Source organism: Azorhizobium oxalatiphilum, assembly GCF_014635325.1.
GTDB lineage: Bacteria > Pseudomonadota > Alphaproteobacteria > Rhizobiales > Xanthobacteraceae > Azorhizobium > Azorhizobium oxalatiphilum.
In genome coordinates, this window is record NZ_BMCT01000007.1 from 223,910 (window position 1) to 249,924 (window position 26,015).

Below are 26,015 nucleotides of genomic sequence, written 5' to 3' on the forward strand. Positions count from 1 at the left end.
GCCCGGTCCTCCCTCATCTCAGGCCTTCTCCCTGCGGGCGCATCAGACGCGGCCATGGCGGTGCCTAGCGGGTACCCTTGAAGACGGCGAAGGACGCTCATGTCGATCACGCTCTATCTCCACCCCTTCTCCTCCTACTGCCAGAAAGCCAAGATGGCCTTCTACGAGAAGGAGATCCCGTTCGAGACGCGGATGCTGGACGGCAGCGAGCCGGGTGCCTCCGATTTCGCCGCGCTCTGGCCCATCGGCCGCTTTCCGGTGGCGGTGGAAGGGGAGCGGCTGGTGTTCGAGGCCACGGGCATCATCGAATATCTGGAGGCGCGCTTTCCCGATGCGATGCCCCTCATTCCCGCCGATCCGCTGGCGGCGGCGGAGGTGCGCATGTGGGATCGCTTCCTCGACAATTACATCTCCTACCCGCAGCAGCGCCTCGTCTATGGGAAGCTGGGGCGGGAGGCGGATGATCCGCCACGCTGGCGCGCCGCGCTGGAGACCGCCTATGGCCTGCTGGACGCGCGCATGGCGGGGCGCGAATGGGTGGCGGGGGATTTCAGCCTCGCCGACTGCGCGGCGGCGCCTGCGCTGCTCTATGCGGACTGGTCGCATCCCATCCCCGAGGGCCTTGCCGCGCTGAAGGCCTATCGCGCCCGCCTGCTGGCCCGGCCGAGCTATGCCCGTGCGCTGGATGAGGCGCGCCCCTGGCGTGCGTATTTCCCCCTCGGCGCGCCGGAGGGGCGGGACTGACCGCAGCACGGTCCGTCCTCACGCGGGGACGGGAGGATCGATGCCGTGCTCAGGGGTCGTTTCCGATGCCGGAACTTCATCACGCGGCCGTGATTATTCGTTTCCATTCATGGGTTTATGTCGTCCGGCAGGGCTAATCAAACGTCTCCCTTGCCGTTACGGTGGGCCCCGATGCCCGGGGGACGGGTGCGTGCCCCGGCGCGCGCCCGCCTCCGGTGAGCCGGCGCGGTGGGTGCCGGCTGCAGGGCAAAGGGTGTCGCGTGAACAGCTGGACGCACGGATATGTGCATGAGGTCGATTACACCCATGGTTTCTACCGCGAACTGACCCCGGCCGTGATGGCCCTCGCCGCGCTCCGGCGCGGCAAGCGGGTGGACCTGCCGGATGAGGGCGCCACCTATTGCGAGCTGGGCTGCGGCCACGGCTTCTCGGTCAATCTGCTGGCCGCCGCCAATCCGCACATGGATTTCCACGCCAACGACTTCCTGCCGGCCCATGTGGCCGGCGCCCGCCGGCTGGCGCGCGATGCCTCCCTGCCCAACGCCCATTTCTACGAGCACGGCTTCGCCGATTTCGCCGCGGCGCCGGGCCTGCCTGCGAGCTTCGATATCATCGCCCTGCATGGCGTCTACAGCTGGGTTTCGGAGGAGAGCCGGCGGCACGTCATCGACTTCATCGCCGCGCGCCTGAAGCCGGGCGGGCTCGTCTATGTCAGCTACAACGCCCTGCCGGGGCTGGCCGCCGTGCTGCCGCTGCGCCGCCTGCTGGTGGACCATGCCGGGCGTGGCGCCGGGCCGATGCTCGGGCGCATCGAGGAGGCGCTCGGCTTTGCCACCAGCGCGCAGGAGGCGGACGCCATCTATTTCCGCCACAGCCCCGATGCGGGCGCGCGGCTGAAGCAGATGAAGACCATGTCCGCCAACTATCTGGCGCATGAATATTTCAACCTCGACTGGGAGCCCTTCTATTTCGAGGATGTGGCCTCCGCGCTGGAGGCGGCCAAGCTCTCCTTCGTGGGCTCGGCCAACCTGATCGAGCAGGCCGATGAGCTGGCGCTCACCGATGCCCAGCGCGCGCTGCTGGCCGGCGAGACCGATCCGCTGCGCCGCGAGGGCCTGCGCGACTTCATGGTCAATGAGCAGTTCCGCAAGGACCTGTTCGTGAAGGGCCCCATGGACCACACCTTCCGCAGCGGGGTGGGCGTGTGGCTCAACACCCGCTTCGCGCTGGTGACGGCCCGCGCCCATGTGCCGGCCATGATCAAGGGGCGGCGGCGCAATCTGGAGCTGGACCCGCAGGTGCACGGCGCCATCCTCGACGCCTTGCAGGCCGGGCCGGTGACGGTGCGCCAGATGCTGGGCGTGCCGGCGGTGGCGGCGCTGAATTTCGACCAGATCACCAATGCCCTTGGCCTTCTGGTGGGCGCGGGGCAGGTGCAGCCCTGCCTGCCCGAGGCCGGCGAGGCCGAGCGCGCGGAGCGCTGCCGGGCCTTCAACCTCGCGGTCTGCACCCGCTCCGAGGAGACGGAGGATTTCCAGTTCCTCGCCTCGCCCGTCACCGGCGGCGGGGTGGTGCTGAACCGCTTCGAGCAGCTGTTCCTCGTGGCGCTGCGCGAGGGTCACGAGACGCCGGCGCAATGGGCCACCTTCGTCTGGCAGGTGCTGGCCCCGCAGGGCCACAAGCTGGTGAAGGACGGCCGCATGCTGGAGACGGCGGAGGAGAATCTGGCTGAACTGCTCTCCGGCGCCGAGCTGTTCGCCCGAGAGCGCCTGCCTCTCTGCCGGACGCTCGGGCTGACGCTCTGAGGGGCGCGTTGAGCGTTAAAGGCTCGGCCGCTATCCCACAGTAGATCGTCATGCCCGGGCTTGACCCGGGCATCCACGTCGGGCCGACGGTGGATGACGTGACGTTGGAGCGGGCGTCAACCGCTCGCTCAATTGCCCTACGGCTCTTCCCTGTGGAGGGACGTGGATGCCCGGATCAAGTCCGGGCATGACGATGTTTTGCGGCATCAACGGCGCTTTGAGCGCCCGGCGGTGCCTGCGTGCAAGTGAGCGATCGCTCGCCGGGCACCCGCTCAGCGCTTCTTCCCGTCGGGCTTCCCGCCGCCGGCCTTCTCGGCGGCGAGGCTGCGCTTCAGGGCATCGCGAATGTCCACCACATTGCCCGTCGCCTTCGGCGGCGGGCTCGCCTTGGCGCGGCGGGGGCGCTTCTTCTGGCGTTCCGCGATGAGGTCCAGCAGCGCATCCTGCACCGGATCCGCCACCATCTCCTCCGACCACGGCTTTGTCCGCGCGGCGATGAGATCCGCCAGCATCTTCTTCAGCCCGGCCTCCGCTTTCTCCGGCTCCGCCTTCTCCGCGCCGAGCACGTCCCGTTCGCTGCGCACCTCCTCGCCATAGCGCAGGGTCCACAGCACCATGCCGCGCCCGTGCGGCAGCAGCATCACCGCCCGCTCGCGGCGATGGAGCACGAGACGGGCAATGCCCGCCGTGCCGGTATCGGCCATGGCGGCGCGGATGACGGCGAAGGCTTCCGCCCCGACCTTGTCGTCGGGTGCGAGGAAATGCGGCTGGTCGTACCAGATCCAGCCGATGTCCCACGCGGGCACGAAGGTCTCGATGTCGATGGTGCGGGTGCTTTCCAGCGCCACCTGATCCAGTTCCTCGTCCTCGAAGGTCACGTGGGTGCCGTCCTCGGTCTCGTAGCCGAGGACGATGTCGTCATCCTCCACCACGTCGCCGGTCTCGGGATCGAGATAGCGGGCGCGCACGCGGTTGCCGGTCGTCTTGTTCAGGGTGTGGAAACGCACCTTCTCCGATCCGCTGACCGCCGGCTGGAGCACCACCGGGCAGGTGACGAGCGAGAGCTTGAGATAGCCCTTCCAGAAGGCGCGCGGAGCCATGGCGATGCCTCAGGTGGCTTTCTTCGGGGTGACGTGATCCGGCTTGCCCTTCTGCGGGGTGGAGGCCAGCTCATCGAGTTCGCGTTCGGACATGGAGGCGTACATCTGCTTGGACGCGCCCTTCAGATCCTTGACCCTGGTGTCGCCGCGCTTGGCGGAAAGGGCGGCGCCGGCCGCCTTCTGCTGGGCTTTCGATTTCGCGGGCATGCGGCCCTCCCTGCCGGGATGTGTCCCCGATGGGCATTAACGCACCAGCGGGCCTGCCGGTTCAACGCACCGCGCCGTGGTGCCGCAAGCGTGAACAGGACAGTGGCGCCCGGTGCCCGTTGCAGCTAGCCTGCGGCGAGCCTATATAATTTATAATTATTCTAAACAGGTGCTCCCATGCTTCCGGGCTTTCCCGCGCGCCGGCGCTTCTCCGACCTCTCCGAGCAGGAGATCCTCGCCCTCGCCATTTCCTCCGAGGAGGACGACGGCCGCATCTATGCCGATTATGCCGAGCTGGTGCGGCCCGAGTTTCCCGCCACCGCCCGCATGTTCGAGGGCATGTCGGCGGAGGAGAACGGCCACCGCCGCCGCCTGATCGCGGACTATGAGCGCCGCTTCGGCAGCCATATCCCGCTGATCCGCCGCGAGCACATCTCCGGCTACTACGCCCGCCGCCCGGTGTGGCTGATGAAGAATATGGGCATCGCCCGCATCCGCGCCGAGATCGCGCGCATGGAGGATGAGAGCGCCAATTTCTATATCGAGGCGGCGCAGCGGGCCACCGATCCCGGCACCCGCAGGCTGCTGGGCGATCTGGCCGAGCAGGAGCGCCGGCACGAGGAGATCGCCGAGGAGCTGGAAGCCGCCAATGTGCCGGCCGATGTGAAGGCGCAAGAAGAGGGCAAGGCGCGGCGGCAGTTCGTGCTCACATGGGTACAGCCCGGCCTTGCCGGCCTGATGGACGGCTCGGTCTCCACCCTCGCGCCCATCTTCGCCACGGCATTCGCCACCCAGAACAGCTACACCACGCTTCTGGTGGGCCTTGCCGCCGCCGTGGGCGCGGGCATCTCCATGGGATTTACCGAGGCGGCCCATGATGACGGCGTCATCTCCGGGCGCGGCTCGCCGCTGAAGCGGGGCCTCGCCTCGGGCATCATGACGGCGGTGGGCGGGCTCGGCCATGCGCTGCCCTATCTGATCCCGGACTTCTGGACGGCGACGATCATCGCCGGCCTCGTGGTGTTCGTGGAGCTGTGGGCCATCGCCTGGATCCAGAACCGCTACATGGAGACGCCCTTCTTCCGCGCCGTGATGCAGGTGGTGGTGGGTGGCGCGCTGGTGCTGGCGGCGGGCATATTGATCGGCGGCAGCTAGGCGCCGGGGGCAGCCCCTTCCCGCGCGGCAGCCATGCACGGGGGGCGCTTGCCTGTGGCGCGGGGGCGGGCTATGTCCCCCGCCATGATCCGGACCGCACCCATCGCCGCCACCTATTATGCGACGTTTCCATAAGGAGCGGCGCGTTTCGATCATGCCTTGAAACAAGCCGCCGTCAGGCGGCTTTTTCTTTGCGCAAGAACCTCCTGACGGCCCCCGCAGGAGAGTTTTCGTGACCATTCCCGTTCCCGTCCCGTCTGCCGATCCCGTGCCGCTGCGCTCCCCCGTGCTGGCGACGCTGACCGCGCGCGGCTTCATCAATCAGGCGACCGATCTCGCCGGCCTCGATGCGGCGTTCGAGCAGGGCATCGTGCCGGCCTATGTGGGCTTCGATGCCACCGCAGACAGCCTGCATGTGGGCCATCTGCTGCCCATCATGACCCTGCGCCGGTTGCAGCAGGCGGGTCACAAGCCGATCGTGCTCATCGGCGGCGGCACCACGCGCATCGGCGATCCCTCTTTCCGCACCGACGCCCGCCCCATGCTGGACGAGGCACAGATCGCCGCCAACATCGCCGGCATCCGCAAAGTGTTCGACCGCTTCCTCACCTTCGGCGACGGGCCGACCGATGCGGTGATGGTGAACAATGCGGACTGGCTGGCGCAGGTGCCGTGGATCGACATGCTGCGCGACGTGGGCCGGCATTTCTCCGTCAACCGCATGCTGACCTTCGACAGCGTGAAGACGCGGCTGGAGCGGCAGGAGAATCTGAGCTTCCTCGAATTCAACTACATGATCCTGCAGGCCTACGATTTCCTCGAACTCAGCCGCCGCATGGGCTGCCGCCTGCAGATGGGCGGGGCGGACCAGTGGGGCAACATCATCAACGGCATCGATCTCGTGCGCCGGGTGGAGGGGCGCGAGGTGTTCGGCCTCACTGCGCCGCTGCTCACCACCGCCTCCGGCGCCAAGATGGGCAAGACGGCGGCCGGTGCCGTGTGGCTGAATGCGGACCGCCTGTCGCCTTATGCCTACTGGCAGTTCTGGCGCAACACCGAGGATGCGGACGTGGCCCGCTTCCTGCGCCTGTTCACCGATCTGCCGCTTGAGGAGATCGAGGCCCTGACGCAGGCCGGCGGGGCGGCGCTGAACGCCGCCAAGGCGCGCCTTGCCCATGAGGCGACGGCGCTCGCCCACGGGGAGGACGCCGCGCAGCAGGCGGCCGACACCGCGCGCGAAGCCTTCGGCGCGGGCGCCGCGGCCGAGGGGCTGCCGGAGATCGTCCTGACCGGGGCCGAGCGCGCGGACGGCGCACCGCTGGTGGAGCTTCTGGTGCGGGCGGGGCTCGCCGGCTCCCGCAGCGAGGCGCGCCGGGCCATCGCCGGCCGGGGCGTCCGGCATGACGGCGCGGTGGTGGAGGATGTGGAGGCGCGCCTTGCGGCTCCCATGCTGCCCGCGCGCCTCTCGCTGGGCCGCAAGCGCCATGTGGTGGTGAGGTAGGCGGGCCGGGCGCGTGGCTGGATGCCACGCGCCCGCTGCGCTCAGATGCCCTGACCGCCGGAGACCTCGATGCGCTGGGCGTTGATCCAGCGATTGTCCTCGGAGAGCAGGCTGGCGATCATGGGGCCGATGTCATCGGGCACACCCGCGCGTCCCAGCGCGGTCATGCCGGCGAACAGCGTGTTGATCTCCGGATTGTCGCGCACCGCGCCGCCGCCGAAATCGGTCTCGATGGCGCCCGGCGCCACCGTGTTGACCGCGATGCCGCGCGCGCCCAGCTCCTTGGCCAGATAAAGCGAGAGGATCTCCACCGCCCCCTTCACAGCCGCATAGGCGCCATAGCCGGGGAAGGAGACGCGGGTGAGGCCGGAGGACAGGTTCACGATGCGCCCGCCATCCGAGAGCAGCGGCAGCAGGGCTTGCGTCAGGAACAGCACGCCCTTGAAGTGGACGTCCACGAGGCGGTCGAACTGCGCCTCGGTGGTGTCACTGATGAGTGCATAGTCACCATGGCCGGCATTGTTGACCAGATGGTCGAAGGTCTCGCGCTGCCATGTGTCCTTGAGCGCGGCCTTCAGGCGCAGCGCGAAATCCGCGAAGCTCGCGACCTTGCCGGTGTCGAGCTGGAGCGCCACCGCCTTGCGGCCCATGGCGGCGATCTCGGCCACCACGGCGTCGGCCTCGGTGCTGCGGCTGTGATAGGTGACGATCACATCGCCGCCATGGCGGGCGATGCTGAGCGCCGTGTTGCGGCCGAGGCCACGGCTGGCGCCGGTGACGAGCGCGATCTTCGGGGCGATCTTCGGGGCGGTGGTCTGGGTGCTGGTCATCGGGGCAACTCCCTGCGTTCGGTGTGCCCCATTGATAGGTCCGCACCCTCCGGAGGTCGTTGCCGGACCCTCCGGCTTCCTTGCCTATTCGTCCAGACCCGCTGGCGGAAGCCCGCAAGACCGGGTTAGGATAGGCCCATGACCGACGCCCTTCTCCATGCCGTGCGTGCCTATACCGAGGCCCATGCCGATGCGGCGGGGCTGGCGCAGACGCCTGTGCCCGGCCTCACCACCATCCGCGCCACGACGCCCACGGGGCTCGCCCACGGCATCCCCTGTCCGCTGGTGTGCCTGATCCTGCAAGGCACCAAGCAGGTGACGCTGGGCATCGAGACCTTCACCTTCAATGCCGGGGAGTCGCTGCTGATCACGGCGGACGTGCCCACCGTGAGCCAGATCACGCGGGCGAGCCCGGAAGAGCCCTATCTGTCGCTGGTGCTGGACCTCGATGTGGGGCTGATCGCCGAACTCACCTGCGAGATGGCGGCAGGCGGCACGGAGGAGGGCAGCGCGGTGCGTTTCGAGCCCACGGATGGCGAGGTGGCGGAGGCGGCGCTGCGGCTGATGCGCCTGCTCGATCGTCCGGCGGCGGTGCCGGTGCTGCACAAGCCGCTGGTGCGCGAGCTGCATTACTGGCTGCTGGCCGGCCGCCACGGCGCGGCCATCCGCCGGCTCGGCCAGCCCGATGGCGCCGCCCGCCGGGTGGGGCAGGCGGTGGCGCGGTTGCGGGCCGAATTCGCCCGCCCGCTCAGGGTGGAGGATCTGGCGGCGGCGGCGGGCATGAGCCGCTCGTCCTTCCACGATCATTTCAAGACCGTCACTTCGCTCTCGCCGCTCCAGTTCCAGAAGCAGCTGCGGCTGATCGAGGCCCGGCGGCTGATGCTGGGCGAGGGGCTTGCCGCCGGCAGCGCCGCCTTCGCCGTGGGCTATGAGAGCGTGCCGCAATTCACCCGCGAATACGGCCGCCTGTTCGGCCTGCCGCCGGGGCGGGATGCGGCGGCGGCGCGCCTTCAGGCGGCGTGAGGCGTCAGCCGGCCTTCAACGTGGCCAGCACGAGATCGGCGCGATCGGCAACCGACGCGCGGGGCAGGACCACCGGCGCGTAGCCGGAGGCGGGAAAGGCGCTGAGCAGACGCTCATATTCGGCCACGGCGGCGGCGAAATCGAGCTGGCGCTGGGCGTCGGTGCTGTGAATCTCGGGCCAGGGTGGAGTGAGGAAGACAGGGCTCGCATAATGCGGGCCGTCCGCCAGCGTTTGCGCGAGTGGAATGCCCGCCGCATGCTCCAGCGCGGAGGCCGCATCGATCAGCCCCCGGTCGAAGAAGACCGGGCCGGGATGCTCCGCGACGGCGGCGAGATCGGCCCGCGCCATCTCCACCGCCCGGCGGGCGAAGGCGGCCATGTCCACCCACGGCAGCGCGGTGCCGGAGGATTCCTGCTCCTCGATCACGATGCGCCGGCCGGGCTCTTCCACCACGCGGTGCCCGCGCCGGGCCAGCTCCGCCAGCAGCGTGGACTTGCCGCCGCCGGAACAGCCGGAGAGGACGATGCGGAGGGACGGGGACATGGACATGGAAACGGATGCGGGCGGGCTACGGCTGCAGCCCTTGTGAGATGCCGCTCAGCAGGAAGTAGATCTGCATGCAGGCATCGGGATCCTGCAGCATGAATTCCTCCTTGATGAAGATGTTGCCCTCGAAGGCGCCGCGCATGTCCACCTGCCGGCAGGCCACCGTGTCCCGCCAGTCCAGCAGGCCCGGCATGGAAATCTCCTGCTCGTCATAGGGGATGATGATGTCGGGATGGGTATTGGAGGCGGGAATGACGCCCCGGGGCGGAATGTCGAACCCGCCTTCCACGAAACAGGCATAGATCCAGCCGGCATGGCGGGACGCGGCGCCGGTGGTGCTGTTCATATTGGTGGCGAAGCCCTTCGTCACCGCATAGGACTTGCAGACCGAGATGTAGCCGCCGAAGTGCTGGTTGCCGAGGAAAGTCGGCAGGTCGAGGGCCCTGTTGTCCGGCTTGCCCATGGTCTGCGCCTGGGCGATGTGGTCGGGCCGGGTGTAGTTGGAGTTGAAGCCACCGGCGGAGCGGATCACGCTCGGCGGGCGGGAGTCACCGCGGAAGCCGTAGGCGATCACCCGCTTCAGCGGCAGCCCGGCGGTCTCGGCCATGTAGGTGAACTGCCCGTTGTGGGTCAGGTTCTTGTTGCTGTAGACAATCCCGATATTGCGCCTGTCGCCCTCCTTGGTGGACATCGGTCTGTCCTCGGTGAAGACCCCGGCGGGATCCGGGCCGACCTGGATGAATTCGGTGAGGGCCGGGTCCACGATCGCCGGCGGCACCGCCTGCGCGCGCTTCTGCAGATAGGCGACGGCGTCATCGACGGTGAAGCCTCTGGCCCGCACGCCGTTATAGGCCGATACCGTGGCGCCGATGGCGTCGAAGCCGGTTTTCAGCGCCTTCATGACGAAGCTCGGGCCGGACATGTCGCGGCCGAAGGTGAGGCCCTTGGCATAGCGCCCGGCGGTGCTGCTGCTGAAGCCCTTCCAGTCGACGCAGATGGCCCGCTGGAACTGGCACAGGTCGGTGCTGTTGCCGATCTTGTCGCCGAACGACAGGGTGACGTCGCGATAGCGGTCGGCGGTGGCGGGATTGATGGCCGACCAGCCGGCGGGGCTGGTCACTCCGCCGATCAGGGCGGTCACGAACCTCTGGCCGAGGCCGCCGGTGATATAGTCGGTATTGGTCAGTTGCAGCCAGACCACAGTCTTGGCGTGGTTGTAGCAAAGCTCAACGCGACGGCTTGAGGCGGGAAGCTCGCCGATCACCGGTATCGTGTGAAAAGGCATGGCATCACCTTCCGGACAATCAGGCTCACGTTTCCTCACGGAACCAGAAATCTAGGGTTGCGGCAAGTTGTCCAATATTGCCTTCAGCGGCGAATTGCCTGAAGGCGCAGGGGAAAGCGCGCGCCATGCCGGTGCTCAATCCGGCGCCGGACATGCGCAATTTTGTGTCCATGGCAAGCCGCTACCGCCCGCCACCTGTCCGGCGATCACGATGCGCGGGGCGCTGGGCGGGGCCGGTCAGTGGTCGCCCTGTGAGGCGCCGCTCAGCAGGAAGAACACCTTCATGCAGGCCTCCCATTCGTGCTGGGCGAAGACCTTCCGGATGAAGATGTTGCCCTCGAAGGTGCCCGTCTTGGTCACGCGCCGGCAGGCCACGATGTCGTCCCAGTCGAGCATGCCGGGCATGGCGATCTCGTGCTCAGCAAAGGGAATCTTGATTTCCGGATGCTTGTCCGAGGCGGGGATGGTGCCTTTCGCCGGAACCCGAAAACCGCCTTCCACGAAGCAGACATAGACCCAGCCCTCCGTTCGGAGCCCTCCGCTTGTGCTGGCGAAGGACTTGGTGATCGCATAGGACGAGCCGGTCGAGATATAGCCGCCGAGTGTCGGGTCGCCGAGAAACGTCGGCAGGTCGAGCGCCTGCGTGAAGGCGTCTCTCTGCTGCCCGATGATGGGCTGCTCCGAGAAATCCCGGGTGTAGTTCGGGAGGAAGCCGCCGACGGCGCGGATCTCGCTCGGCGGGCGGGTATCGCCACGGAAGCCATAGGCGACCACCGGCTTGAACGGCGCCGGGGCAATCCCCTTCCCGTAGGCATTCTCGCGGCTGTGGGTCTTGTGCTTGTTGCTGTAGATGGGCGCAATATTGCGCGCGTCGCCCTGAAGCTGGGTTCTCGGCTTGTCCTCGGTGAGCTTTCCCGCCGGATCGGGCGCCATCTGCACGAAGTCGTGGGTCAGCGCCGGATCGGTGATCAATGGCGGCACGGCCAGCGCGCGCTTTGCCAGATAGCCGAGCACATCGTCCACCGTGAAGGCCCTGGCGCGGATTCCGTCATAAGCAGATATGGAGGCGCCGATGGCGTCGAAGCCGGTCTTCAGCGCCTTCATGATGAAGCTGGGGCCGGAGATGTCGGTTCCAAACGTGGTGCCCTTGGCATAGCGCTCGGCGGTCGCGGGGGTGAAGCCGGCCCAGTCGGCGCAGATGGCGCGCTGGAATTCGCTGACCCGGGCGCCGATCTGGTCGCCCACCGGCACCACGACGTGGCGATGATGTGCGGCGGTGGCGCGCTTGATCGCCTCCCGCCCTCGCGGGCTGGTCACGGCGCCGATCAAGGCGGTCACGAAAATCTGGCTGTTGCCGCCGACCATGTGGTCCGTATTGGTCAGCTCCAGCCAGACCACGGTCTTCTCTCTGTTGTAGCAGAGCCGGACGCACTCACGTGACTCCGGGAGTTTGCCTCTTGGCAGCTCAATCTTCTCAAAGGGCATCAGATGGTCGTCCGGCCTGGCGAAGGGCGGGAGTCTGCCCTGGTGCCTTCACGGAAGCAGAACAGCTTAAGCTGGGCAAGCTATGTGATGCCACCGAAGGTGGCGAAATCTGGTGGCATCGCGTCAGAGGGACGTCGGGCTTTTCCGCCGCGCGGTAGCAGGATGATGGCGGCTTCCAGTCCGGCACAGTCCGCCGGGGGCGCCGGCGGCTTACGCCTGGGCGGCGGAGGTGTCGAGCTGTGCGGCGGCGTCGGCCTTGGTGGTGCGCTTGTTGGCGTACATGGCCAGATCGGCCCGCCGCACCACATTCTCCATCCGCTCGCCCACGGTGCTGGTCGCCATGCCCACCGAAATGTGCAGCGGCATGGAGGCGGAATGGAACTGGTTGTTCAGCGTCACCAGCTTGAACAGATTGTCCAGCACGCCCTCGCCGGCCTCCGCATCCAGGCCCGGCAGCAGCACGGCGAACTCGTCGCCGCCGATGCGCGCCGCGTGGCTCGGCTTCTCCACCAGCGAGTTCAGCACCTCGCCGATGCGCCGCAGCAGGTCGTCGCCGGCGGCGTGGCCGAGCTGGTCGTTCACGCTCTTCAGGTCGTTGAGGTCGATGATGATGAGCGTGACCGGACGCGGGCCCTTGCGGTCCAGCCGGTTCAGCTCCTCCACATAGAAGGAGCGGTTGTAGAGGCGGGTGAGCACGTCGTGCTTGCCCAGATATTCCAGATAGGCCTCGGCCTTCTTGCGGGCGGTGATGTCGGTGAGGCCCACCTGCACCTGCCCCCAGTCCTCCTCGTGCCCCGGCAGCACGGAGAATTGCAGCAGCACGTGGAGCTGGGTGCCGTCGAGGGCATAGTTCACCACCTCGCGCTGCTGGAACAGCTTGCCGTCCCACAGGTCGATCAGCTGCTCGCGGAAGGCCACCAGCATCTCGTCGCGGAAGATGCTGTCCAGCGCGCGCATCAGCGTCGCCTTGTCGGGGGCGCCGAACAGCTGGAGCGTGTGGCGGTTCACCTCCAGCACCCGGATCTCGCTGGCGCACTGCTCGACGAATTCGGGATGCACGTCGGTGAAGACGCGGAAGTCGGCGATGCCCTGCTCGCGCACCCTGTTGATCAGCCGCTTGACGGCGGAGAAATCCTCCACCCAGAGCGAGACCGGGGAATGCTCGAACAGGCCGCGTGCATAGGCCTCGCTCACGGCGAGGTTGCGACGGGCCTGGACGCTCTCGGTCACGTCCTCCAGCGCCACCAGCACCCGTTCCCAGCTATCCTCGTAGCCGGGCATGATGGTGCCGCGCAGCAGCACGTCCACCCGGCGGCCGCTCATGGTGTAATTGCAGGTGTGGCTGGAGAAGCTGGCTTCCCCGTTCCACAGCTGTACCAGCTCTTCCGCATGGACGGCGAGCATGTCGTCGCGGAAAATCCGGTCGAGATTGCCGGCCAGTTCCTCGAAGCTCTCGGCCTCGTAGAGGTCCAGCGTGCGCCGGTTCACCTTCACGAGGTCGATGTGGCGGGCGCACAGGCTGACGCGCTCCATGTCCTGCGCGAAGTGATGGCGCAGGTCGCGCACGCCTTCGGCCCGCCATGCATCGAACAGCGCCTTCAGGCGGCTGTAATCCTCCACCCACAGGGAGACGGGGGAGAGGTCGAAGATCACGGAGTCGTCCAGCATGGTCTGTCTATGGCGCAGGGCGGGAACGGGGGCGGGGGGCCGCGCTGCGCGTCGGCTGGCCCCGCCCGGGGCCCCTGATGATTTCGGCAGCACCGTAGCTGAAGGCCAACGGATGTTCCACACGGCTTTGTACGCATGGCCGCCCGCTGCCGTCCGCCCCTCTCACCGCTGGTGTACGTAGGTGCCCGGCGCCGCGTCCAGCGGCGGGTAGCCGGCGTGCGTGTTGCCCATGGGCGGCGGGGCGACGCGATAGGGCTGCGAATGGGCGGCCAGCCATTGGCTCCAGGCCGGCCACCACGAGCCCTCCTGCGGCGCCGTGGTGGCGAGCCACTCGTCCGGGTCCACATAGGGCTCCGCGGCCGCCTTGGCGCGCAGGCGATAGTGCCGGTGCTTGTGGCCGGGCTCGGAGACGATGCCCGCATTGTGCCCGCCGGAGGCCAGCGCGAAGGTCACGTCGGTGTCGGCGAGGTGGTGCAGCTTGAACACCGAGCGCCACGGCGCCACGTGGTCGCGCTCGGTGCCCACCGCGAAGATGGGCTGGCGCACGTTGGGCAGCGCCACGGGGTGGCCGTCCACCACGTAATGGCCGGTGGCGAAGGCATTGTCGAGGAACAGGCGGTGCAGATACTCGCTGTGCATGCGGTAGGGCATGCGGGTGGAATCCGCGTTCCACGCCATCAGGTCGATCATGCGCGAGCGTGTGCCCTTCAGATAATCCTGCACCATGCGCGACCAGATGAGATCGTTGGGCCGCAGCATCTGGAAGGCGCCGGCCATCTGCTCGGCTTCCAGAAAACCCTTGTCCCACATCATGCTGTCGAGCACGTGCAGCTGGCTGTCGTCGATGAACATCTGCAGCTCGCCCGGCTCGGTGAAGTCGGTCTGGGCGGCGAACAGGGTCAGGCTGGCGAGGCGGTCGTCCTTGGCGCGGGCCATGGCGGCGGCGGTGATCGCCAGCAGCGTTCCGCCGAGGCAATAGCCGGTGCCGTGCACCTTGGCGCCGGGCACGATGGCGTTGATGGCGTCGAGCGCCGCCAGCACGCCCTCGCGGCGATAATCGTCAAAGCCGAGATCGCGGTCTTCCGCCGTGACGTTGCGCCAGGAGATGCAGAACACCGTGTGCCCGCGCGCCACCAGATCGCGCACCAGCGAGTTCTGCGGCGAGAGGTCGAGGATGTAGTATTTCATGATCCAGGCCGGCACCAGCAGCACCGGCTCGGCATAGACGTCGGGCGTGGTGGGGGCGTACTGGATCAGCTCGATGAGGTGATTGCGGAACACCACCTCGCCGGGGGTGACGGCCACCTCGGTGCCGGGGCGGAATTTCTCCGTGCCCACGGCCGGTGCGCCGGAGGCCTGCGCAAGGCAATCCTCCACCCAGTTGTCGAAGCCGCGCCGGAAGTTTTCGCCCTTCTCCGCTTCAGCCACCGCCAGCACTTCGGGATTGGTGAGCGGGAAGTTGGAGGGCGAGGCCATGTCCAGCATCTGGCGGACCAGGAAGGAGGTCACGTCCTGCGTGTGGCGGGAGGTGCCGGGCACTTCATTGGTGACGTTGTGCCACCACTGCTGGGTCATCAGGAAGCTCTGGGCATAGAGGCTGTAGGGCCACTTCTGCCACTCCGGCGCGCGGAAGCGATCATCGCCGGCGAGCGGCTCGATGGCCGGCGGCGTTTCCGGATCGCGCATGGCGCGGCCCACGTAATTGGCGAGCTTGCCGGCCTTGCGCCCGGCCTTCAGGGCCAGTTCCGCGCGCTTGCCGGGGGCCTGCGCCAGATGCAGGCCGAGATCGGCCCAGGCCATGGCCATGGCCACCGGCGAGAGCCCGCCGGTGAGGCGCGCGCCCATGGCCTGCACCATGCGGTCATAGGCGCGGAAGCCTTCCAGGCCGAGGCTGGTTTCCTCGGCCGGCGCGGGCGCGGCCTTGGCGCCGGGCGCGGGCCGGGCAGCGGGCGAGACGGGTGGAGGTGCGGCGGGGGCCGGATCGGCGGCGGGGGAGGCGGGCTGCGGGGCGAACGGCTGAACAAGCTGCATCGGAACGGACCCTCACGTCGCGTGACATGATCCCATGGCCCGCAGCGTGGACCGGGACCTTGCGCCATATCAAGGGCGGTTACGCCTTTCTGCCGGGCACATCATCCGCTTACCGCGCGGTGGCGGGAAAGGCGCTTCATCCCCCGTCATAAGCCTGCGCGATGTCGGCGGCGATCTCCACCAGCTGCTGGGCGGCGCTGTTGTCCGGGCCGGTGCTCCAGGCGGCGTAGAAGGGCAGGGTCGGGATCTCCACATGCGTCTCCACCAGCGCGAGGCGGCCGCTCGCCAGTTCGCTGCCCACGATGGCGGGGGGAATGACGGCGATGCCCAGCCCCTCGGTGGCCATGTGCACCACGGTGGAGATCGAGGCGCTGGCATGCAGGCGCACCGGCGGCAGATCGTGGCGGGAGAACAGCGCGCGCACCGCCACATAGGGCTGGGTGTTGCGGGAGAAGGTGATGATGGGGAAGGTCGCCAGTTCCTCGATGGGCACCGGCTGGCGCTGCCAGCGGATGGCCGGGCTGGCGATGAAGGCCACCGGATAGGAGCACAGCATGCGGCTCTGCATGGTGGGCAGGATGGACGGGCCGAGCATGAAGGCCAGATCCAGCTCCTGCGCGGCGAGGCGCTCGCGCAGGTTGGGGGAGATGTCCACCTCGATCTCCAGCCCCAGATGCGGATGCACCTGGTTCACATGCTTCAGGAAGCGGGTAAGCCAGGTGTGGACGATGGTTTCGGCGAGGCCGATGCGCATCACCCCGCGCAGGCTGGAGCTGTCGCCGAAGGCGGAGAGCATCTCCGTGCGCAGGGCCAGCATCTTCTCCGCATAGGAGAGCAGGGTGCGGCCCCGCGGGGTGGGGGTCACGATGCGTCGCTCGCGCTCCAGCAGCCGCGCGCCAAGCTCGGCTTCCAGCTGCGCGATGCGCTGGGAAATGGCCGGCTGGGTGGTGTGCAGCTTGTTGGCAGCTGCACGGAAGCTGCCGAGTTCGGCAACGCAAACGAACGTTTCCAGGGCTTTCAGATCGACCATGGTGCACTCCGATAAGCCCGTTTTATCGAAAGGGATGCGAATTTAAAATTCGACACGGATATTTTGTGATGATCACATAGGCATGCGCAACCTGTGAGCAGTTCCATGACAGCCCATGCCTTAGGCGTTTCCCCCGGAAATAGTCCCGCCGACATTCCCCTGGCCACCGGCCTGGATGTCCGCCTGGCGTCGCGCAGCGGCGCGCTGACAGGCTCCACCGCCGGCATGGCGCCCGGCTATGTGCAGGCCAATCTGGCGATCCTGCCGGAGCGCCTCGCCAATGATTTCCTGCGCTTCTGCCAGCGCAACCCCAAGCCCTGCCCGCTGATCGGCGTGTCCGAGCCGGGCGACCCCAGCATCCCGGCCATCGGCCTCGACATCGATATCCGCACCGACGTGCCCGGCTACACGGTGTTTAAGGACGGTGTGCTGGTGGATGAGCCCGCCGACCTGAAGTCCTACTGGCGCGACGATCTCGTCACCTTCGCCATCGGCTGCTCGCTCTCCTTCGAGGAGGCGCTGCTGCAGGCGGACATTCCGCTGCGGCATGTGGAAAAGGGTCTGAAAGTGCCCATGTTCCGCACCAACGTGCCCTGCAACCCGGCGGGCGTGTTCGCCGGCCCCATGGTGGTATCCATGCGCCCCATGACCCCGGCGCAGGCCATCCGCGCGGTGCAGATCACCACGCGCTATCCCTCCGTGCACGGCGCCCCGGTGCATATCGGCCTGCCCGAGGCCATCGGCATCACCGACCTCCAGAAGCCCGACTATGGCGACGCCGTGGACGTGCGCGAAGGCGAGATCCCGGTGTTCTGGGCCTGCGGCGTGACCCCGCAATCTGTGATTGCAGCGGCCAAGATCGAGTTCGCGCTCGCCCATGCCCCCGGCGCCATGCTGGCCACCGATCTGAAGAATTACGAGCTCGCCACGGGCTGACAAAGCCGCGTGGAATTGCATTGATTGCTGGTACCCGGACCAAAAATAAAGCGCCGGTGAGCGTGGTCCGGTCGGTGTTTACACAAGAGGGACCCTTCCAATGTCGTTTTCCATCAATCGTCGTAATCTCCTCGCGGGCAGTGCCGCCACGCTCGCGCTCGGCGCGGGCGCGGTGCGCCCGGCCAGTGCCCAGACCAAGGAAGTCGTCATCGGCGCCCTCTACCCGCTCTCGGGTGCGGCGGCGCAGATCGGCGTCGATGCGCAGAAGGCCTTCGAGGTCGCGCTCGCCGTCATCAACGAGAAGTCCGACCTCGACCTGCCGCTGGCGGGCTCGGCCGGTCTGGCCGGCCTCGGCGGCGCCAAGGTGCGCATCGTCTATGCCGACCATCAGGGCGACCCCCAGAAGGGCCGCGCCGAGGCTGAGCGCCTGATCACGCAGGAGAAGGTCAGCGCCCTCGTCGGCTCCTACCAGTCCGCCGTCGCCGCCACCGTCAGCCAGTCTGCGGAGCGCTACGGCATTCCCTTCCTGTCCGCCGACAATTCCTCGCCGTCTCTGACCCGCCGTGGCCTGAAGTATTTCTTCCGCGCCGCCGCGCATGACGAGATGTTCTCCGCCGCCATGTTCGATTTCCTCGACGCGCAGCGGAAGAAGGGCCAGAAGGTCGACACCATCGCCCTGTTCCACGAAGACACCATCTTCGGCACCGACAGCGCGAATGCCCAGCTGAAGATCGCCAAGGAACGCGGCTACAACGTCGCCGCCGACATCAAGTACCGCGCCAACTCGCCGTCCTTGACCGCCGAAGTGCAGCAGCTCAAGGCCGCCGACGCGGACGTGCTGATGCCCTCCAGCTACACCACCGACGGCATCCTGCTGCTGAAGACCATGAACGAGCTGGGCTACAAGCCGAAGGCGGTTCTGGCCCAGGCGGCCGGCTTCTCCGAGCAGGCGCTCTATGACGCCGTTGGCCCGCTGGCCGAAGGCATCATCACCCGCGGCTCCTTCTCGCTCGATCTGGCCAAGAAGCGTCCCTCCGTGGGCGTGGTCAACGAGCTGTTCAAGAAGGCCTCGGGCGGCAAGGATCTCAACGACAACACCTCGCGCGAATTCATGGCCCTGCTGCTGCTGGCGGATGCCATCGACCGCGCCAAGTCCACGGAAGGCGAGGCCATCCGCAACGCGCTGATCGCCACCGATCTGCCGGGCGAGAAGACCATCATGCCGTGGTCCAAGGTGAAGTACGACGAGAGCGGGCAGAACCCCTATGCCGACCCGGTGCTGCTCCAGCGCATCGGCAACACCTTCGTGACGGTCTTCCCGGCGCAGGCGGCCATCGCCGACGCGCTCTGGCCGATGAAAAAGTGACCTGAAGGAGGTGCGTGGAGCAAGACCATGACAGCCGCAATCATCATTCAGAGCTTGGCCAGCGGCCTGCTCATGGGCTTGCTCTACGGCCTCATCGCCGTCGGGCTCGCGCTCATCTTCGGCCTGATGGACGTCACCAACTTTGCACATGGCGAATTCCTGATGTTCGCCATGTACATCACCTTCTTCTGCTTCAGCTTCTTCGCCCTCGATCCGCTGCTCTCGGCGCCCATCACGGCGGCGGTGCTGTTTGCGTTCGGCGCGATGGTCTACATGCTCATCGTGCGGTTCGCGATGCGTGCCAAGACCAACGTGGGCATGGTGCAGATCTTCGCCACCTTCGGCCTCGCCATCGTGATGCGCGGCCTCGCCCAGCTGTTCTTCACCCCCGACTATCGCTCCATCCCCACCACCTGGCTGGGCGGCAAGACGATCTCCTTCGCGGGGATCTATCTGCCGGCCCCGCAGCTGGCGGGCGGCGCGGTCTCCATCCTCGCCTTCGCTCTGCTCTGGGTGCTGATCAAGCGCACGGACTTCGGCAAGGCGCTGGAAGCCACCCGTGAGGATGCCGGCGCCGTGGCGCTGGTGGGCATCGACCGCAACAAGGTGTTCGCGCTCGGCTGGGGCCTCGGCTCCGCCCTCGTGGGCCTTGCCGGCGCGATCATGGCCTCGTTCTTCTACATCTATCCGGATGTGGGCGCCTCCTTCGCGCTGATCGCCTATGTGACGGTGGCGCTGGGTGGCTTCGGCTCGGTGTTCGGCGCCTTCGCCGGCGGCATCGTGGTCGGCCTCGTGGAGGCGACCACCGCCATGGTGCTGCCGCCCTCGCTGAAATCGGTGGGCATCTACGCGGTGTACCTGCTGGTGGTGTTCTTCCGCCCCCGTGGCCTGTTCGGGTCGATCTGATGAGCACCGCTTCCTTCACCTCCCGCCGCAAGCGGCAGCTGGCCATCGCGGCCGTCCTCGTGGTGCTCGTCGGCCTGCTGCCTTTCGGCATCAAGGACGTCTACACCCTCAACATCCTCATCCTCATGCTGATGTATGCGGCTCTCTCGCAGAGCTGGAACATCCTCGGGGGATATTGCGGGCAGCTCTCGCTGGGCCATGCCCTGTTCTTCGGGCTCGGGGCCTATACCTCGACCCTGCTCTACACCAAGGCGGGCATCCCGCCGTGGTTCGGCATGATCGCCGGCGGCCTCATCGCCGCGGCCATCGCGCTCATCGTGGGCAAGGCCTGCTTCCGCCTCGCCGGCCATTATTATGTGATCGCCACCATCGTGATCGCGGAAACCGGCCTGCTGCTGTTCCACAACTGGGAATGGGCGGGTGCCGCCACCGGCATCGAGCTGCCCTTCGGCAGCGACAGCTGGCTCTACTTCCGCTTCGCCCGTGACAAGCTGCCCTATTTCTACTTCGTGCTCGTCTTCGCCGCCATCACCTGGCTGGTGACGTGGAAGATCGAGAATTCGAAGTGGGGCTATTGGTGGCGCGCGGTGAAGGACAATCCGGAAGCCGCCGAGAGCCTGGGCGTGCAGGTGTTCAACTCCAAGATGGCCGCCGCCGCTTTGTCCGCCTTCTTCACCGCCGTGGGCGGGGCCTTCTATGCCCAGTTCGTGGCCTATATCGACCCTGAATCGGTGATGACGTTCCAGTTCTCCCTGCTCATGGCGCTGCCTGCCGTTCTCGGCGGCATCGGCACCCTGTGGGGACCGGCGCTGGGCGCGGCCATCCTGATCCCGCTCACCGAGCTGACCCGCGCCTATATGGGCGGCTCGGGCCGGGGCATCGACCTCATCGTCTACGGCTGCCTGATCATGCTCATCGCGCTCGCCCGTCCCGACGGCCTCGTGGGCCTGTTCACCCGCCGCAAGAGGAGCGCCGCATGAGCACCGCCCCTCTGCTTGAAGTCCGCAACGTCTGGCAGCGCTTCGGCGGCCTCGTGGCTAATTCCGACGTGAGCCTCTCGGTGGTGCCCGGCGAGATCGTCGGCCTCATCGGCCCCAACGGCGCCGGCAAGTCGACGCTGTTCAACGTGATCGCGGGCCTGCGCGCCCCGACCGAAGGCAGCGTCTGGTTCGACGGCAAGGACGTGACCAAGCTGACCGCGCCGCAGCGCTGCGCGCTCGGCATCGGGCGCACCTTCCAGGTGGTGAAGAGCTTCGAGAGCATGACGGTGGCGGACAACGTCATCGTCGGCGCGCTGGTTCGCACCTCCTCCACCCGCGAGGCCCGCAAGAAGGCCGAGGAAGTGCTGGAGTTCGCCGGCCTCGGCCATCGCTCGGACGTGTTCGCCAACGAGCTGACCCCGCCGGAAAAGCGGCGGCTTGAAGTGGCGCGCGCGCTCGCCACCGAACCCAAGCTGCTGCTGCTCGATGAAGTGATGACCGGCCTCACCCCCTCCGAGGCGCGGGCCGGCGTCGATCTGGTGCGCGCGGTGCGCGACAAGGGCGTGGCCGTGCTCATGGTGGAGCATGTGATGGAGATCGTGATGCCGCTGGTGGACCGGGCCGTGGTGCTGAACCTCGGCGCCGTGCTCGCACAGGGGCTGCCGAAGGACGTGGTGCGCGACGAGCGCGTGATCAACGCTTATCTCGGGGAGCGCCACCGTGCTTGAGGCCAAGGACATCTCAGTCACCTACAACGGCCTCATCGCCGTCGCCGGTGCCTCCATCACGGTCAACAAGGGCGAGATCGTCTGCGTGGCCGGCGCCAACGGCGCGGGCAAGTCCTCGCTGCTGAAAGCCATGGTCGGCATGGAGCGGCCGAAGACCGGCTCGGTGAAGTTCGACGGCGAGGAGCTGGTGGGCATCGCGCCCCATCTGATCACCGCCAAGGGCCTCGCCTATGTGCCGGAGAACCGCCGCCTGTTCCCGCGCCTCTCGGTGCGGGACAATCTGCGGCTCGGCAGCTACATGTACCGCTCCAAGGCCGACCGCGAGGCGCCGCTGGATATGGTCTTCACGCTGTTCCCGCGCCTGCAGGAACGCCTCGACCAGCGGGCCAACACGCTCTCCGGCGGCGAGCAGCAGATGCTCGCCATCAGCCGCGCGCTGATGACCCGTCCGCGCCTGCTGATGCTGGACGAGCCCTCGCAGGGCATCATGCCGAAGCTGGTGGACGAGATTTTCCAGGCGGTGACGACCATCCGCGATACCGGCATGACCATCCTCATCGTCGAGCAGCGGCTCACCGAGTGCCTGGAGATCTCCGACCGGGCCTATGTGCTCCAGACCGGGCGCGTGACCATGAGCGGCTCGGCGGCCGAGATCAGCGCCAACCCGGACGTGCGCCGGGCGTATCTGGGCCTGTGAGGCCCGCGCGCTTCCGGCTCCGGGAGCGCGTCACAGACAGTCGCTGGAGACGTTCCGCCTGACGACGACGGCGAAACGCCTCCAGTGCCGGTGCTGGGGGGCAGTCCCGGCGCCGGCCCCCTTTCATGTCCCGCCGCCGCCCGGCTGCGCGCCCGCGGCGGCATTTCCCGTTGAGGCCAAGCATGCCCACAGTGGACCTGAATTCCGATCTCGCCGAAGGCTACGGCATCTGGACCCTGACCGAGGACGAGGCGCTGATGAGCGTCGTCACCTCGGCCAACATCGCCTGCGGCCTGCATGCGGGTGATCCCGAGATCATGGCCAAGGCCTTCGCCTTCGCCAAATCCAAGGGCGTCGCGGTTGGCGCGCATCCCGGCTTCCCGGACCTCTGGGGTTTCGGGCGCCGCCGCATTCCCTTCTCCCCCGGCGAGATCGAGCGCCTCGTGGCCTATCAGGTGGGCGCGGCGCAGGCGCTCGCCACCTATAGCGGCCATCGCATCACCTATGTGAAGAGCCACGGCGCGCTGGGCAACATCTGCGAGGAGAATGCGGAAGTCGCCACCGCCTTCGCCCGCGCGGTCAAAGCCGTCGATCCCTCGCTCGCCATCCTCGCCGGCCCGCTGGGCGAGCAGGCCCCCGCCACCCGCGCCGCCGGGCTGCGCGCCGTTGCCGAGATCTTCGCCGATCGCGGCTACACCGAGCAGGGCCGCCTGATCGCGCGCGGCCAGCCGGGCGCCATGGTGCATGATCCCGACGTGGCTGCCGATCGCATGATCGCCATGGTGGAAAGCGGCGCCATCATCACCGCCGCCGGCACCAAGCTGCCCACCGAGATCGCCTCCATCAGCGTGCATGGCGACGGCCCGCATGCGGTGGAAACCGCCCGCCACGTGCGCACGCGCCTGGAGGCCGCCGGCATCACGGTGGCGCCCTTCGCGCCCTGAGCGAGTGCTGAGCATGGTTCGGCCGGATCGGATGCGGCAGGCGGGTAAAAAGCGCCCGGCTGCCCCTTCCCAACCCTCCCCCGCAAGCGGGAGAGGGCTTTTCCGGTCGGCCCGCCCGCAGGGGCATGCCCTTCCCGCTCCAGCGCAACGTGCTCCCTCTCCCGCTTGCGGGGGAGGGTTGGGGAGGGGGCAGGGGCGCGACGGCCGGTGCAAAGTGCCCGGCGGCAGGTCGCGCCGGACGTCAAAACCGATTTCGAGCATGGTCTTATGAGCAAGCCTCTGATCGAGGGCGCGATCTACGATGCGCCCCGTTTCCTCAATTCCGGCGAAACCGCGCTGGTGGTCGAGTTCGGCCGCAGCGTGGAGCCGGAGATCAGCGACAGGGTGCTGTCGCTGGATGCGGCCATGACCGCACTGAAGCTGCCCGGCGTGCGCGAGACGGTGCCCACCTATCGCTCGCTGATGATCCATTACGACCCGCTGGTGATCGACCGCGCAACACTCATTGCGCAGGTGGAGGAGATCGCCAGCCGCCCCGGCACCGCAGGCGGGCCCGCCAGCCGCTGGGTTCTGCCCTGCTGCTACGATCCCGAGTATGGCGAGGATGTGGGCGAGATCGCCCGCATGACCGGCCTTTCGGAAGAAAAGGTGGTGTCGCTGCATTCCGGGGCCACCTTCCGGGTCTATATGTACGGCTTCGCGCCCGGCTTCTGCTATCTCGGCGGCCTGCCGCCGGAGCTGGCGGTCTCCCGCCGCACGCGGCCGCGCCCGCCGCATCCGCCGAACATGACGCTGATCGGCGGCGGCCTCGCCATCGTCACCACCTTCTCCATGCCGACCGGCTGGTGGCTGATGGGCCGCACGCCGGAACGCATGTTCTCTCCCCAGCGGGAGAAGGCGTTTCTGGTGGCGGTGGGCGATGAACTGAAGTTCGAGCCCGTGGACCGCGACACCTTCCTCTCCCTCGATGCCCGCGCCGCCGCCGGCGAGGTGGTTGCCCGCCGGGAGGCCCTGTCGTGAGCGAAGGAACAGTATCGGGTGCGGCCCTGCGCATCCTCGCAGCCGGCCCCGGCGTGACCATTCAGGATGCCGGCCGCCACGGCCTGCTGCGCTTCGGCGTCACCGGCGCCGGCCCCATGGACCCGCTGGCCTTCGCCCTCGCCAACAAGGTGGCGCAGGTGCCGGACGGCTCGGCCGCGCTGGAAATCTCCATGGGCGGCGTGGAGCTGGAGGCGGTGGACGCCGCCATCACCCTCGCCATTGCCGGCGGCAACTTCCGCGTGACGCTGGACGGGCAGGCCATGCCCTCCGCCGCCCGCCTGACGCTGGAGCCGGGCTCCAAGCTCTCCATCAAGGCGGGAGAGGAGGGGGCATGGTGCTATCTGGCGCCGTGCGGTCGCATCGACATTCCCGCCCAGCTGGGCTCGCTCTCCACCCACACCCGCTCCGGCATCGGCGGCCTTCAGGGCCGCGCGCTGGCGGCGGGCGACGTGCTGCCCTTGGCCGAACCGAAGGTCCTGCCGGGCGGGGCGATGGAGATCGAGGCGCCGGTGCTGAAGCGGCCGGGGGATGTGATCCGCGTGCTGCTCGGCCCGCAGGATGACTATTTCAACGATGCCGAAATCGCCGCGTTTCTCAACGGCCCGTGGACGGTGTCCGTGCGCTCCGACCGCATGGCCTATTTCCTCGACGGCACGCCGCTGACCCATGCGGGCGGGTTCAACATCGTCTCCGACGGCATCGCGCACGGCGGCATTCAGGTGCCCGGCGAGGGCTTTCCGGTGGTGCTGATGGGCGACCGCCAGCCCACCGGCGGCTATCCGAAGATCGCCACCATCATCGGCGTCGATCTTGGCCGCATGGCGCAATTGCGCCCCGGCTCGGTGTTCCGCTTCGCCTCGGTGTCGTTGGAGGAGGCCGTGGCCGCGCGCCGTGCTGAAGCGGCGGAAGTCGTGTCCGGCTGGGCGCTGGCGCCTCTGGTGCGCACCAGCCTGTCGTCCGAGTTCCTGCTGGGCTGCCGGCTCGTGGACGGCTGGGTGGACGCGCTGGCGGAGGACTGAGAACAGGCGCGCCGCCCACCCATCGGGCCGGCGGCGCGCGAGCCTCACGCTTCCGGCGTCACCGTATGGGCGGCCTGAAGCTCCAGCGCCTTCACCAGCGCGGAATGATCAAGGCCAGCGCCGCCATTGGCCGCGACAGCCGAGAAAAGCTGCTGGGCGATGGCGGTGGAGGGCAGGGCCACTTCCAGCTGCTTGGCGCTTGCCAGCGCCAGCGCCAGATCCTTCTGGTGCAAGGCGATGCGGAAGCCGGGGTTGAAGGTGCGTTTGAGCATGCGCTCGGCATGCACTTCCAGGATCTTGGAATTGGCAAATCCGCCCATCAGGGCCTGGCGCACCTTGGCCGGATCGGCACCCGCCTTGGAGGCGAAGACAAGGGCTTCCGACACCGCGAGGATGTTGAGCGCCACGATGATCTGGTTGGCCACCTTGGTGGTCTGGCCGGCGCCGTTCTCGCCCACCAAAGTGATGTTCTTGCCCATCTTCTCGAACAGCGGCTTCACCGTCTCGAAGGTCGCTTCCGGGCCGCCGACCATGATGGTGAGGGTGCCGGCTTTCGCGCCCACCTCGCCGCCGGACACCGGCGCATCCAGATACTGGCAGCCGAGGTCATTGATCTTCTTGGCGAATTCCTTGGTCTCCACCGGCGCGATGGAGCTCATGTCCACCACGATCTTGCCCGCCGAGAGGCCCTCGGCCACGCCGCCCTCGCCGAACAGCACCTTGGCCACGTCCGGGGTGTCGGGCACCATGGTGATGATGACGTCCGCATTGCGGGCGACGTCGGCGGCGGTGTCGCAGGCGGTGGCGCCCGCGTCGAGCAGCGCCTGCGGCACGCCGGAGCGCGACTGGCCGTAGAGGGTGTGTCCGGCGGCGATCAGCTGCCCCGCCATCGGCGCGCCCATGATGCCGAGACCAATGAAACCGACCTTCATCTTCCTCTCCTTAAGATACGGAAATTTCGTGTGTTTGGGCCGCGTGACGCAGCCG

General features: G+C 67.8%; 24 protein-coding genes. 14 read left to right on the forward strand and 10 right to left on the reverse strand.

Going from position 1 to position 26,015, the window contains the following annotated elements:
• Positions 1-99 precede the first annotated feature (99 nt).
• Together IEW24_RS21350 and IEW24_RS21355 are read left to right on the forward strand one after the other, a co-directional pair.
• Complete coding sequence (locus tag IEW24_RS21350) at positions 100-744, forward strand: glutathione S-transferase family protein (protein ID WP_188582449.1); 645 nt, start codon at positions 100-102, stop codon at positions 742-744.
• A 260-nt stretch (positions 745-1,004) separates the two neighbouring features.
• The gene (locus IEW24_RS21355; RefSeq protein ID WP_188582451.1) at positions 1,005-2,549 is read left to right on the forward strand and encodes a methyltransferase regulatory domain-containing protein; all 1,545 of its coding nucleotides are present in this window, start codon (positions 1,005-1,007) and stop codon (positions 2,547-2,549) included.
• 272 nt (positions 2,550-2,821) lie between these two features.
• Here the strand turns inward: IEW24_RS21355 and ku are convergent, their stop codons facing one another.
• Together ku and IEW24_RS21365 are read right to left on the reverse strand one after the other, a co-directional pair.
• The gene (gene ku / locus IEW24_RS21360) at positions 2,822-3,649 is read right to left on the reverse strand and encodes a non-homologous end joining protein Ku (RefSeq protein WP_188582453.1); all 828 of its coding nucleotides are present in this window, start codon (positions 3,647-3,649) and stop codon (positions 2,822-2,824) included.
• 9 nt (positions 3,650-3,658) lie between these two features.
• A complete protein-coding gene (locus IEW24_RS21365) occupies positions 3,659-3,856 on the reverse strand; it encodes a DUF3008 family protein (RefSeq protein WP_188582456.1) in 198 nt (65 codons plus the stop codon).
• 177 nt (positions 3,857-4,033) lie between these two features.
• On the opposite strand from IEW24_RS21365, the gene mbfA reads away from it, so the two are divergent.
• Together mbfA and tyrS are read left to right on the forward strand one after the other, a co-directional pair.
• Positions 4,034-5,011, forward strand: coding sequence for an iron exporter MbfA (mbfA, locus tag IEW24_RS21370; RefSeq protein ID WP_188582457.1), 978 nt, complete (start codon positions 4,034-4,036; stop codon positions 5,009-5,011).
• A gap of 232 nt (positions 5,012-5,243) precedes the next feature.
• Positions 5,244-6,512, forward strand: a complete 1,269-nt coding sequence (gene tyrS / locus IEW24_RS21375; RefSeq protein ID WP_373870110.1) for a tyrosine--tRNA ligase — start codon at positions 5,244-5,246, stop codon at positions 6,510-6,512.
• A 41-nt stretch (positions 6,513-6,553) separates the two neighbouring features.
• Here the strand turns inward: tyrS and IEW24_RS21380 are convergent, their stop codons facing one another.
• Complete coding sequence (locus IEW24_RS21380; protein WP_188582459.1) at positions 6,554-7,342, reverse strand: SDR family NAD(P)-dependent oxidoreductase; 789 nt, start codon at positions 7,340-7,342, stop codon at positions 6,554-6,556.
• 138 nt (positions 7,343-7,480) lie between these two features.
• Here IEW24_RS21380 and IEW24_RS21385 point away from each other — a divergent pair, with 138 nt between their 5' ends.
• Positions 7,481-8,365, forward strand: coding sequence for an AraC family transcriptional regulator (locus IEW24_RS21385; protein WP_188582461.1), 885 nt, complete (start codon positions 7,481-7,483; stop codon positions 8,363-8,365).
• A 4-nt stretch (positions 8,366-8,369) separates the two neighbouring features.
• Here the strand turns inward: IEW24_RS21385 and IEW24_RS21390 are convergent, their stop codons facing one another.
• The 6 genes from IEW24_RS21390 to IEW24_RS21415 form a co-directional block, all read right to left on the reverse strand.
• Positions 8,370-8,909 carry an AAA family ATPase gene (locus IEW24_RS21390; RefSeq protein WP_188582463.1) on the reverse strand — a complete coding sequence of 180 codons (540 nt, stop codon included), beginning with the start codon at positions 8,907-8,909 and terminating at the stop codon, positions 8,370-8,372.
• A gap of 25 nt (positions 8,910-8,934) precedes the next feature.
• Positions 8,935-10,197, reverse strand: coding sequence for a hypothetical protein (locus IEW24_RS21395; RefSeq protein ID WP_188582465.1), 1,263 nt, complete (start codon positions 10,195-10,197; stop codon positions 8,935-8,937).
• A 237-nt stretch (positions 10,198-10,434) separates the two neighbouring features.
• Entirely contained in the window at positions 10,435-11,595 is a 1,161-nt protein-coding gene (locus IEW24_RS21400) for a hypothetical protein (RefSeq protein WP_188582467.1), read from the reverse strand.
• Positions 11,596-11,892: 297 nt separating this feature from the next.
• A complete protein-coding gene (locus tag IEW24_RS21405; RefSeq protein WP_188582469.1) occupies positions 11,893-13,350 on the reverse strand; it encodes a sensor domain-containing diguanylate cyclase in 1,458 nt (485 codons plus the stop codon).
• Positions 13,351-13,512: 162 nt separating this feature from the next.
• Entirely contained in the window at positions 13,513-15,381 is a 1,869-nt protein-coding gene (locus tag IEW24_RS21410) for a PHA/PHB synthase family protein (RefSeq protein ID WP_188582470.1), read from the reverse strand.
• Between the two features lie 136 nt (positions 15,382-15,517).
• Entirely contained in the window at positions 15,518-16,411 is an 894-nt protein-coding gene (locus IEW24_RS21415) for a LysR family transcriptional regulator (protein WP_188582472.1), read from the reverse strand.
• A gap of 105 nt (positions 16,412-16,516) precedes the next feature.
• Here IEW24_RS21415 and IEW24_RS21420 point away from each other — a divergent pair, with 105 nt between their 5' ends.
• From IEW24_RS21420 to IEW24_RS21460, 9 genes are all read left to right on the forward strand, one after another.
• Complete coding sequence (locus IEW24_RS21420; RefSeq protein WP_188582474.1) at positions 16,517-17,347, forward strand: putative hydro-lyase; 831 nt, start codon at positions 16,517-16,519, stop codon at positions 17,345-17,347.
• A gap of 100 nt (positions 17,348-17,447) precedes the next feature.
• Entirely contained in the window at positions 17,448-18,713 is a 1,266-nt protein-coding gene (locus tag IEW24_RS21425) for an ABC transporter substrate-binding protein (protein ID WP_188582476.1), read from the forward strand.
• Between the two features lie 27 nt (positions 18,714-18,740).
• Positions 18,741-19,619: a branched-chain amino acid ABC transporter permease gene (locus IEW24_RS21430; protein WP_188582478.1), complete on the forward strand. Its 879-nt coding sequence runs from the start codon at positions 18,741-18,743 to the stop codon at positions 19,617-19,619.
• Positions 19,619-20,599 (forward strand): branched-chain amino acid ABC transporter permease, encoded by a 981-nt coding sequence (locus IEW24_RS21435; RefSeq protein WP_188582480.1) that lies wholly within the window; start codon positions 19,619-19,621, stop codon positions 20,597-20,599. Before IEW24_RS21430 ends, IEW24_RS21435 begins: the two co-directional genes overlap by 1 nt.
• Positions 20,596-21,327 carry an ABC transporter ATP-binding protein gene (locus tag IEW24_RS21440; RefSeq protein WP_188582482.1) on the forward strand — a complete coding sequence of 244 codons (732 nt, stop codon included), beginning with the start codon at positions 20,596-20,598 and terminating at the stop codon, positions 21,325-21,327. The genes IEW24_RS21435 and IEW24_RS21440 overlap by 4 nt, the downstream gene beginning before the upstream one ends.
• The gene (locus tag IEW24_RS21445; RefSeq protein WP_188582484.1) at positions 21,320-22,024 is read left to right on the forward strand and encodes an ABC transporter ATP-binding protein; all 705 of its coding nucleotides are present in this window, start codon (positions 21,320-21,322) and stop codon (positions 22,022-22,024) included. Before IEW24_RS21440 ends, IEW24_RS21445 begins: the two co-directional genes overlap by 8 nt.
• Positions 22,025-22,206: 182 nt before the next feature.
• Positions 22,207-22,968, forward strand: a complete 762-nt coding sequence (locus IEW24_RS21450) for a LamB/YcsF family protein (protein WP_188582486.1) — start codon at positions 22,207-22,209, stop codon at positions 22,966-22,968.
• A gap of 267 nt (positions 22,969-23,235) precedes the next feature.
• Positions 23,236-23,988: a 5-oxoprolinase subunit B family protein gene (locus tag IEW24_RS21455; RefSeq protein ID WP_188582488.1), complete on the forward strand. Its 753-nt coding sequence runs from the start codon at positions 23,236-23,238 to the stop codon at positions 23,986-23,988.
• Complete coding sequence (locus IEW24_RS21460; protein WP_188582490.1) at positions 23,985-25,028, forward strand: 5-oxoprolinase subunit C family protein; 1,044 nt, start codon at positions 23,985-23,987, stop codon at positions 25,026-25,028. The genes IEW24_RS21455 and IEW24_RS21460 overlap by 4 nt, the downstream gene beginning before the upstream one ends.
• A gap of 44 nt (positions 25,029-25,072) precedes the next feature.
• Here the strand turns inward: IEW24_RS21460 and IEW24_RS21465 are convergent, their stop codons facing one another.
• Positions 25,073-25,960: a 2-hydroxy-3-oxopropionate reductase gene (locus IEW24_RS21465; protein ID WP_188582492.1), complete on the reverse strand. Its 888-nt coding sequence runs from the start codon at positions 25,958-25,960 to the stop codon at positions 25,073-25,075.
• Between the last annotated feature and the right edge of the window lie 55 nt (positions 25,961-26,015).

Bases quoted from the DNA above. Each gene is read 5' to 3' on its own strand.
- IEW24_RS21350 (WP_188582449.1), top strand. From the start codon at position 100: ATGTCGATCACGCTCTATCTCCACCCCTTCTCCTCCTACTGCCAGAAA.
- ku (WP_188582453.1), bottom strand. From the start codon at position 3,649: ATGGCTCCGCGCGCCTTCTGGAAGGGCTATCTCAAGCTCTCGCTCGTC.
- IEW24_RS21365 (WP_188582456.1), bottom strand. From the start codon at position 3,856: ATGCCCGCGAAATCGAAAGCCCAGCAGAAGGCGGCCGGCGCCGCCCTT.
- mbfA (WP_188582457.1), top strand. From the start codon at position 4,034: ATGCTTCCGGGCTTTCCCGCGCGCCGGCGCTTCTCCGACCTCTCCGAG.
- IEW24_RS21380 (WP_188582459.1), bottom strand. From the start codon at position 7,342: ATGACCAGCACCCAGACCACCGCCCCGAAGATCGCCCCGAAGATCGCG.
- IEW24_RS21385 (WP_188582461.1), top strand. From the start codon at position 7,481: ATGACCGACGCCCTTCTCCATGCCGTGCGTGCCTATACCGAGGCCCAT.
- IEW24_RS21390 (WP_188582463.1), bottom strand. From the start codon at position 8,909: ATGTCCCCGTCCCTCCGCATCGTCCTCTCCGGCTGTTCCGGCGGCGGC.
- IEW24_RS21395 (WP_188582465.1), bottom strand. From the start codon at position 10,197: ATGCCTTTTCACACGATACCGGTGATCGGCGAGCTTCCCGCCTCAAGC.
- IEW24_RS21405 (WP_188582469.1), bottom strand. From the start codon at position 13,350: ATGCTGGACGACTCCGTGATCTTCGACCTCTCCCCCGTCTCCCTGTGG.
- IEW24_RS21410 (WP_188582470.1), bottom strand. From the start codon at position 15,381: ATGCAGCTTGTTCAGCCGTTCGCCCCGCAGCCCGCCTCCCCCGCCGCC.
- IEW24_RS21415 (WP_188582472.1), bottom strand. From the start codon at position 16,411: ATGGTCGATCTGAAAGCCCTGGAAACGTTCGTTTGCGTTGCCGAACTC.
- IEW24_RS21420 (WP_188582474.1), top strand. From the start codon at position 16,517: ATGACAGCCCATGCCTTAGGCGTTTCCCCCGGAAATAGTCCCGCCGAC.
- IEW24_RS21425 (WP_188582476.1), top strand. From the start codon at position 17,448: ATGTCGTTTTCCATCAATCGTCGTAATCTCCTCGCGGGCAGTGCCGCC.
- IEW24_RS21430 (WP_188582478.1), top strand. From the start codon at position 18,741: ATGACAGCCGCAATCATCATTCAGAGCTTGGCCAGCGGCCTGCTCATG.
- IEW24_RS21435 (WP_188582480.1), top strand. From the start codon at position 19,619: ATGAGCACCGCTTCCTTCACCTCCCGCCGCAAGCGGCAGCTGGCCATC.
- IEW24_RS21440 (WP_188582482.1), top strand. From the start codon at position 20,596: ATGAGCACCGCCCCTCTGCTTGAAGTCCGCAACGTCTGGCAGCGCTTC.
- IEW24_RS21450 (WP_188582486.1), top strand. From the start codon at position 22,207: ATGCCCACAGTGGACCTGAATTCCGATCTCGCCGAAGGCTACGGCATC.
- IEW24_RS21455 (WP_188582488.1), top strand. From the start codon at position 23,236: ATGAGCAAGCCTCTGATCGAGGGCGCGATCTACGATGCGCCCCGTTTC.
- IEW24_RS21465 (WP_188582492.1), bottom strand. From the start codon at position 25,960: ATGAAGGTCGGTTTCATTGGTCTCGGCATCATGGGCGCGCCGATGGCG.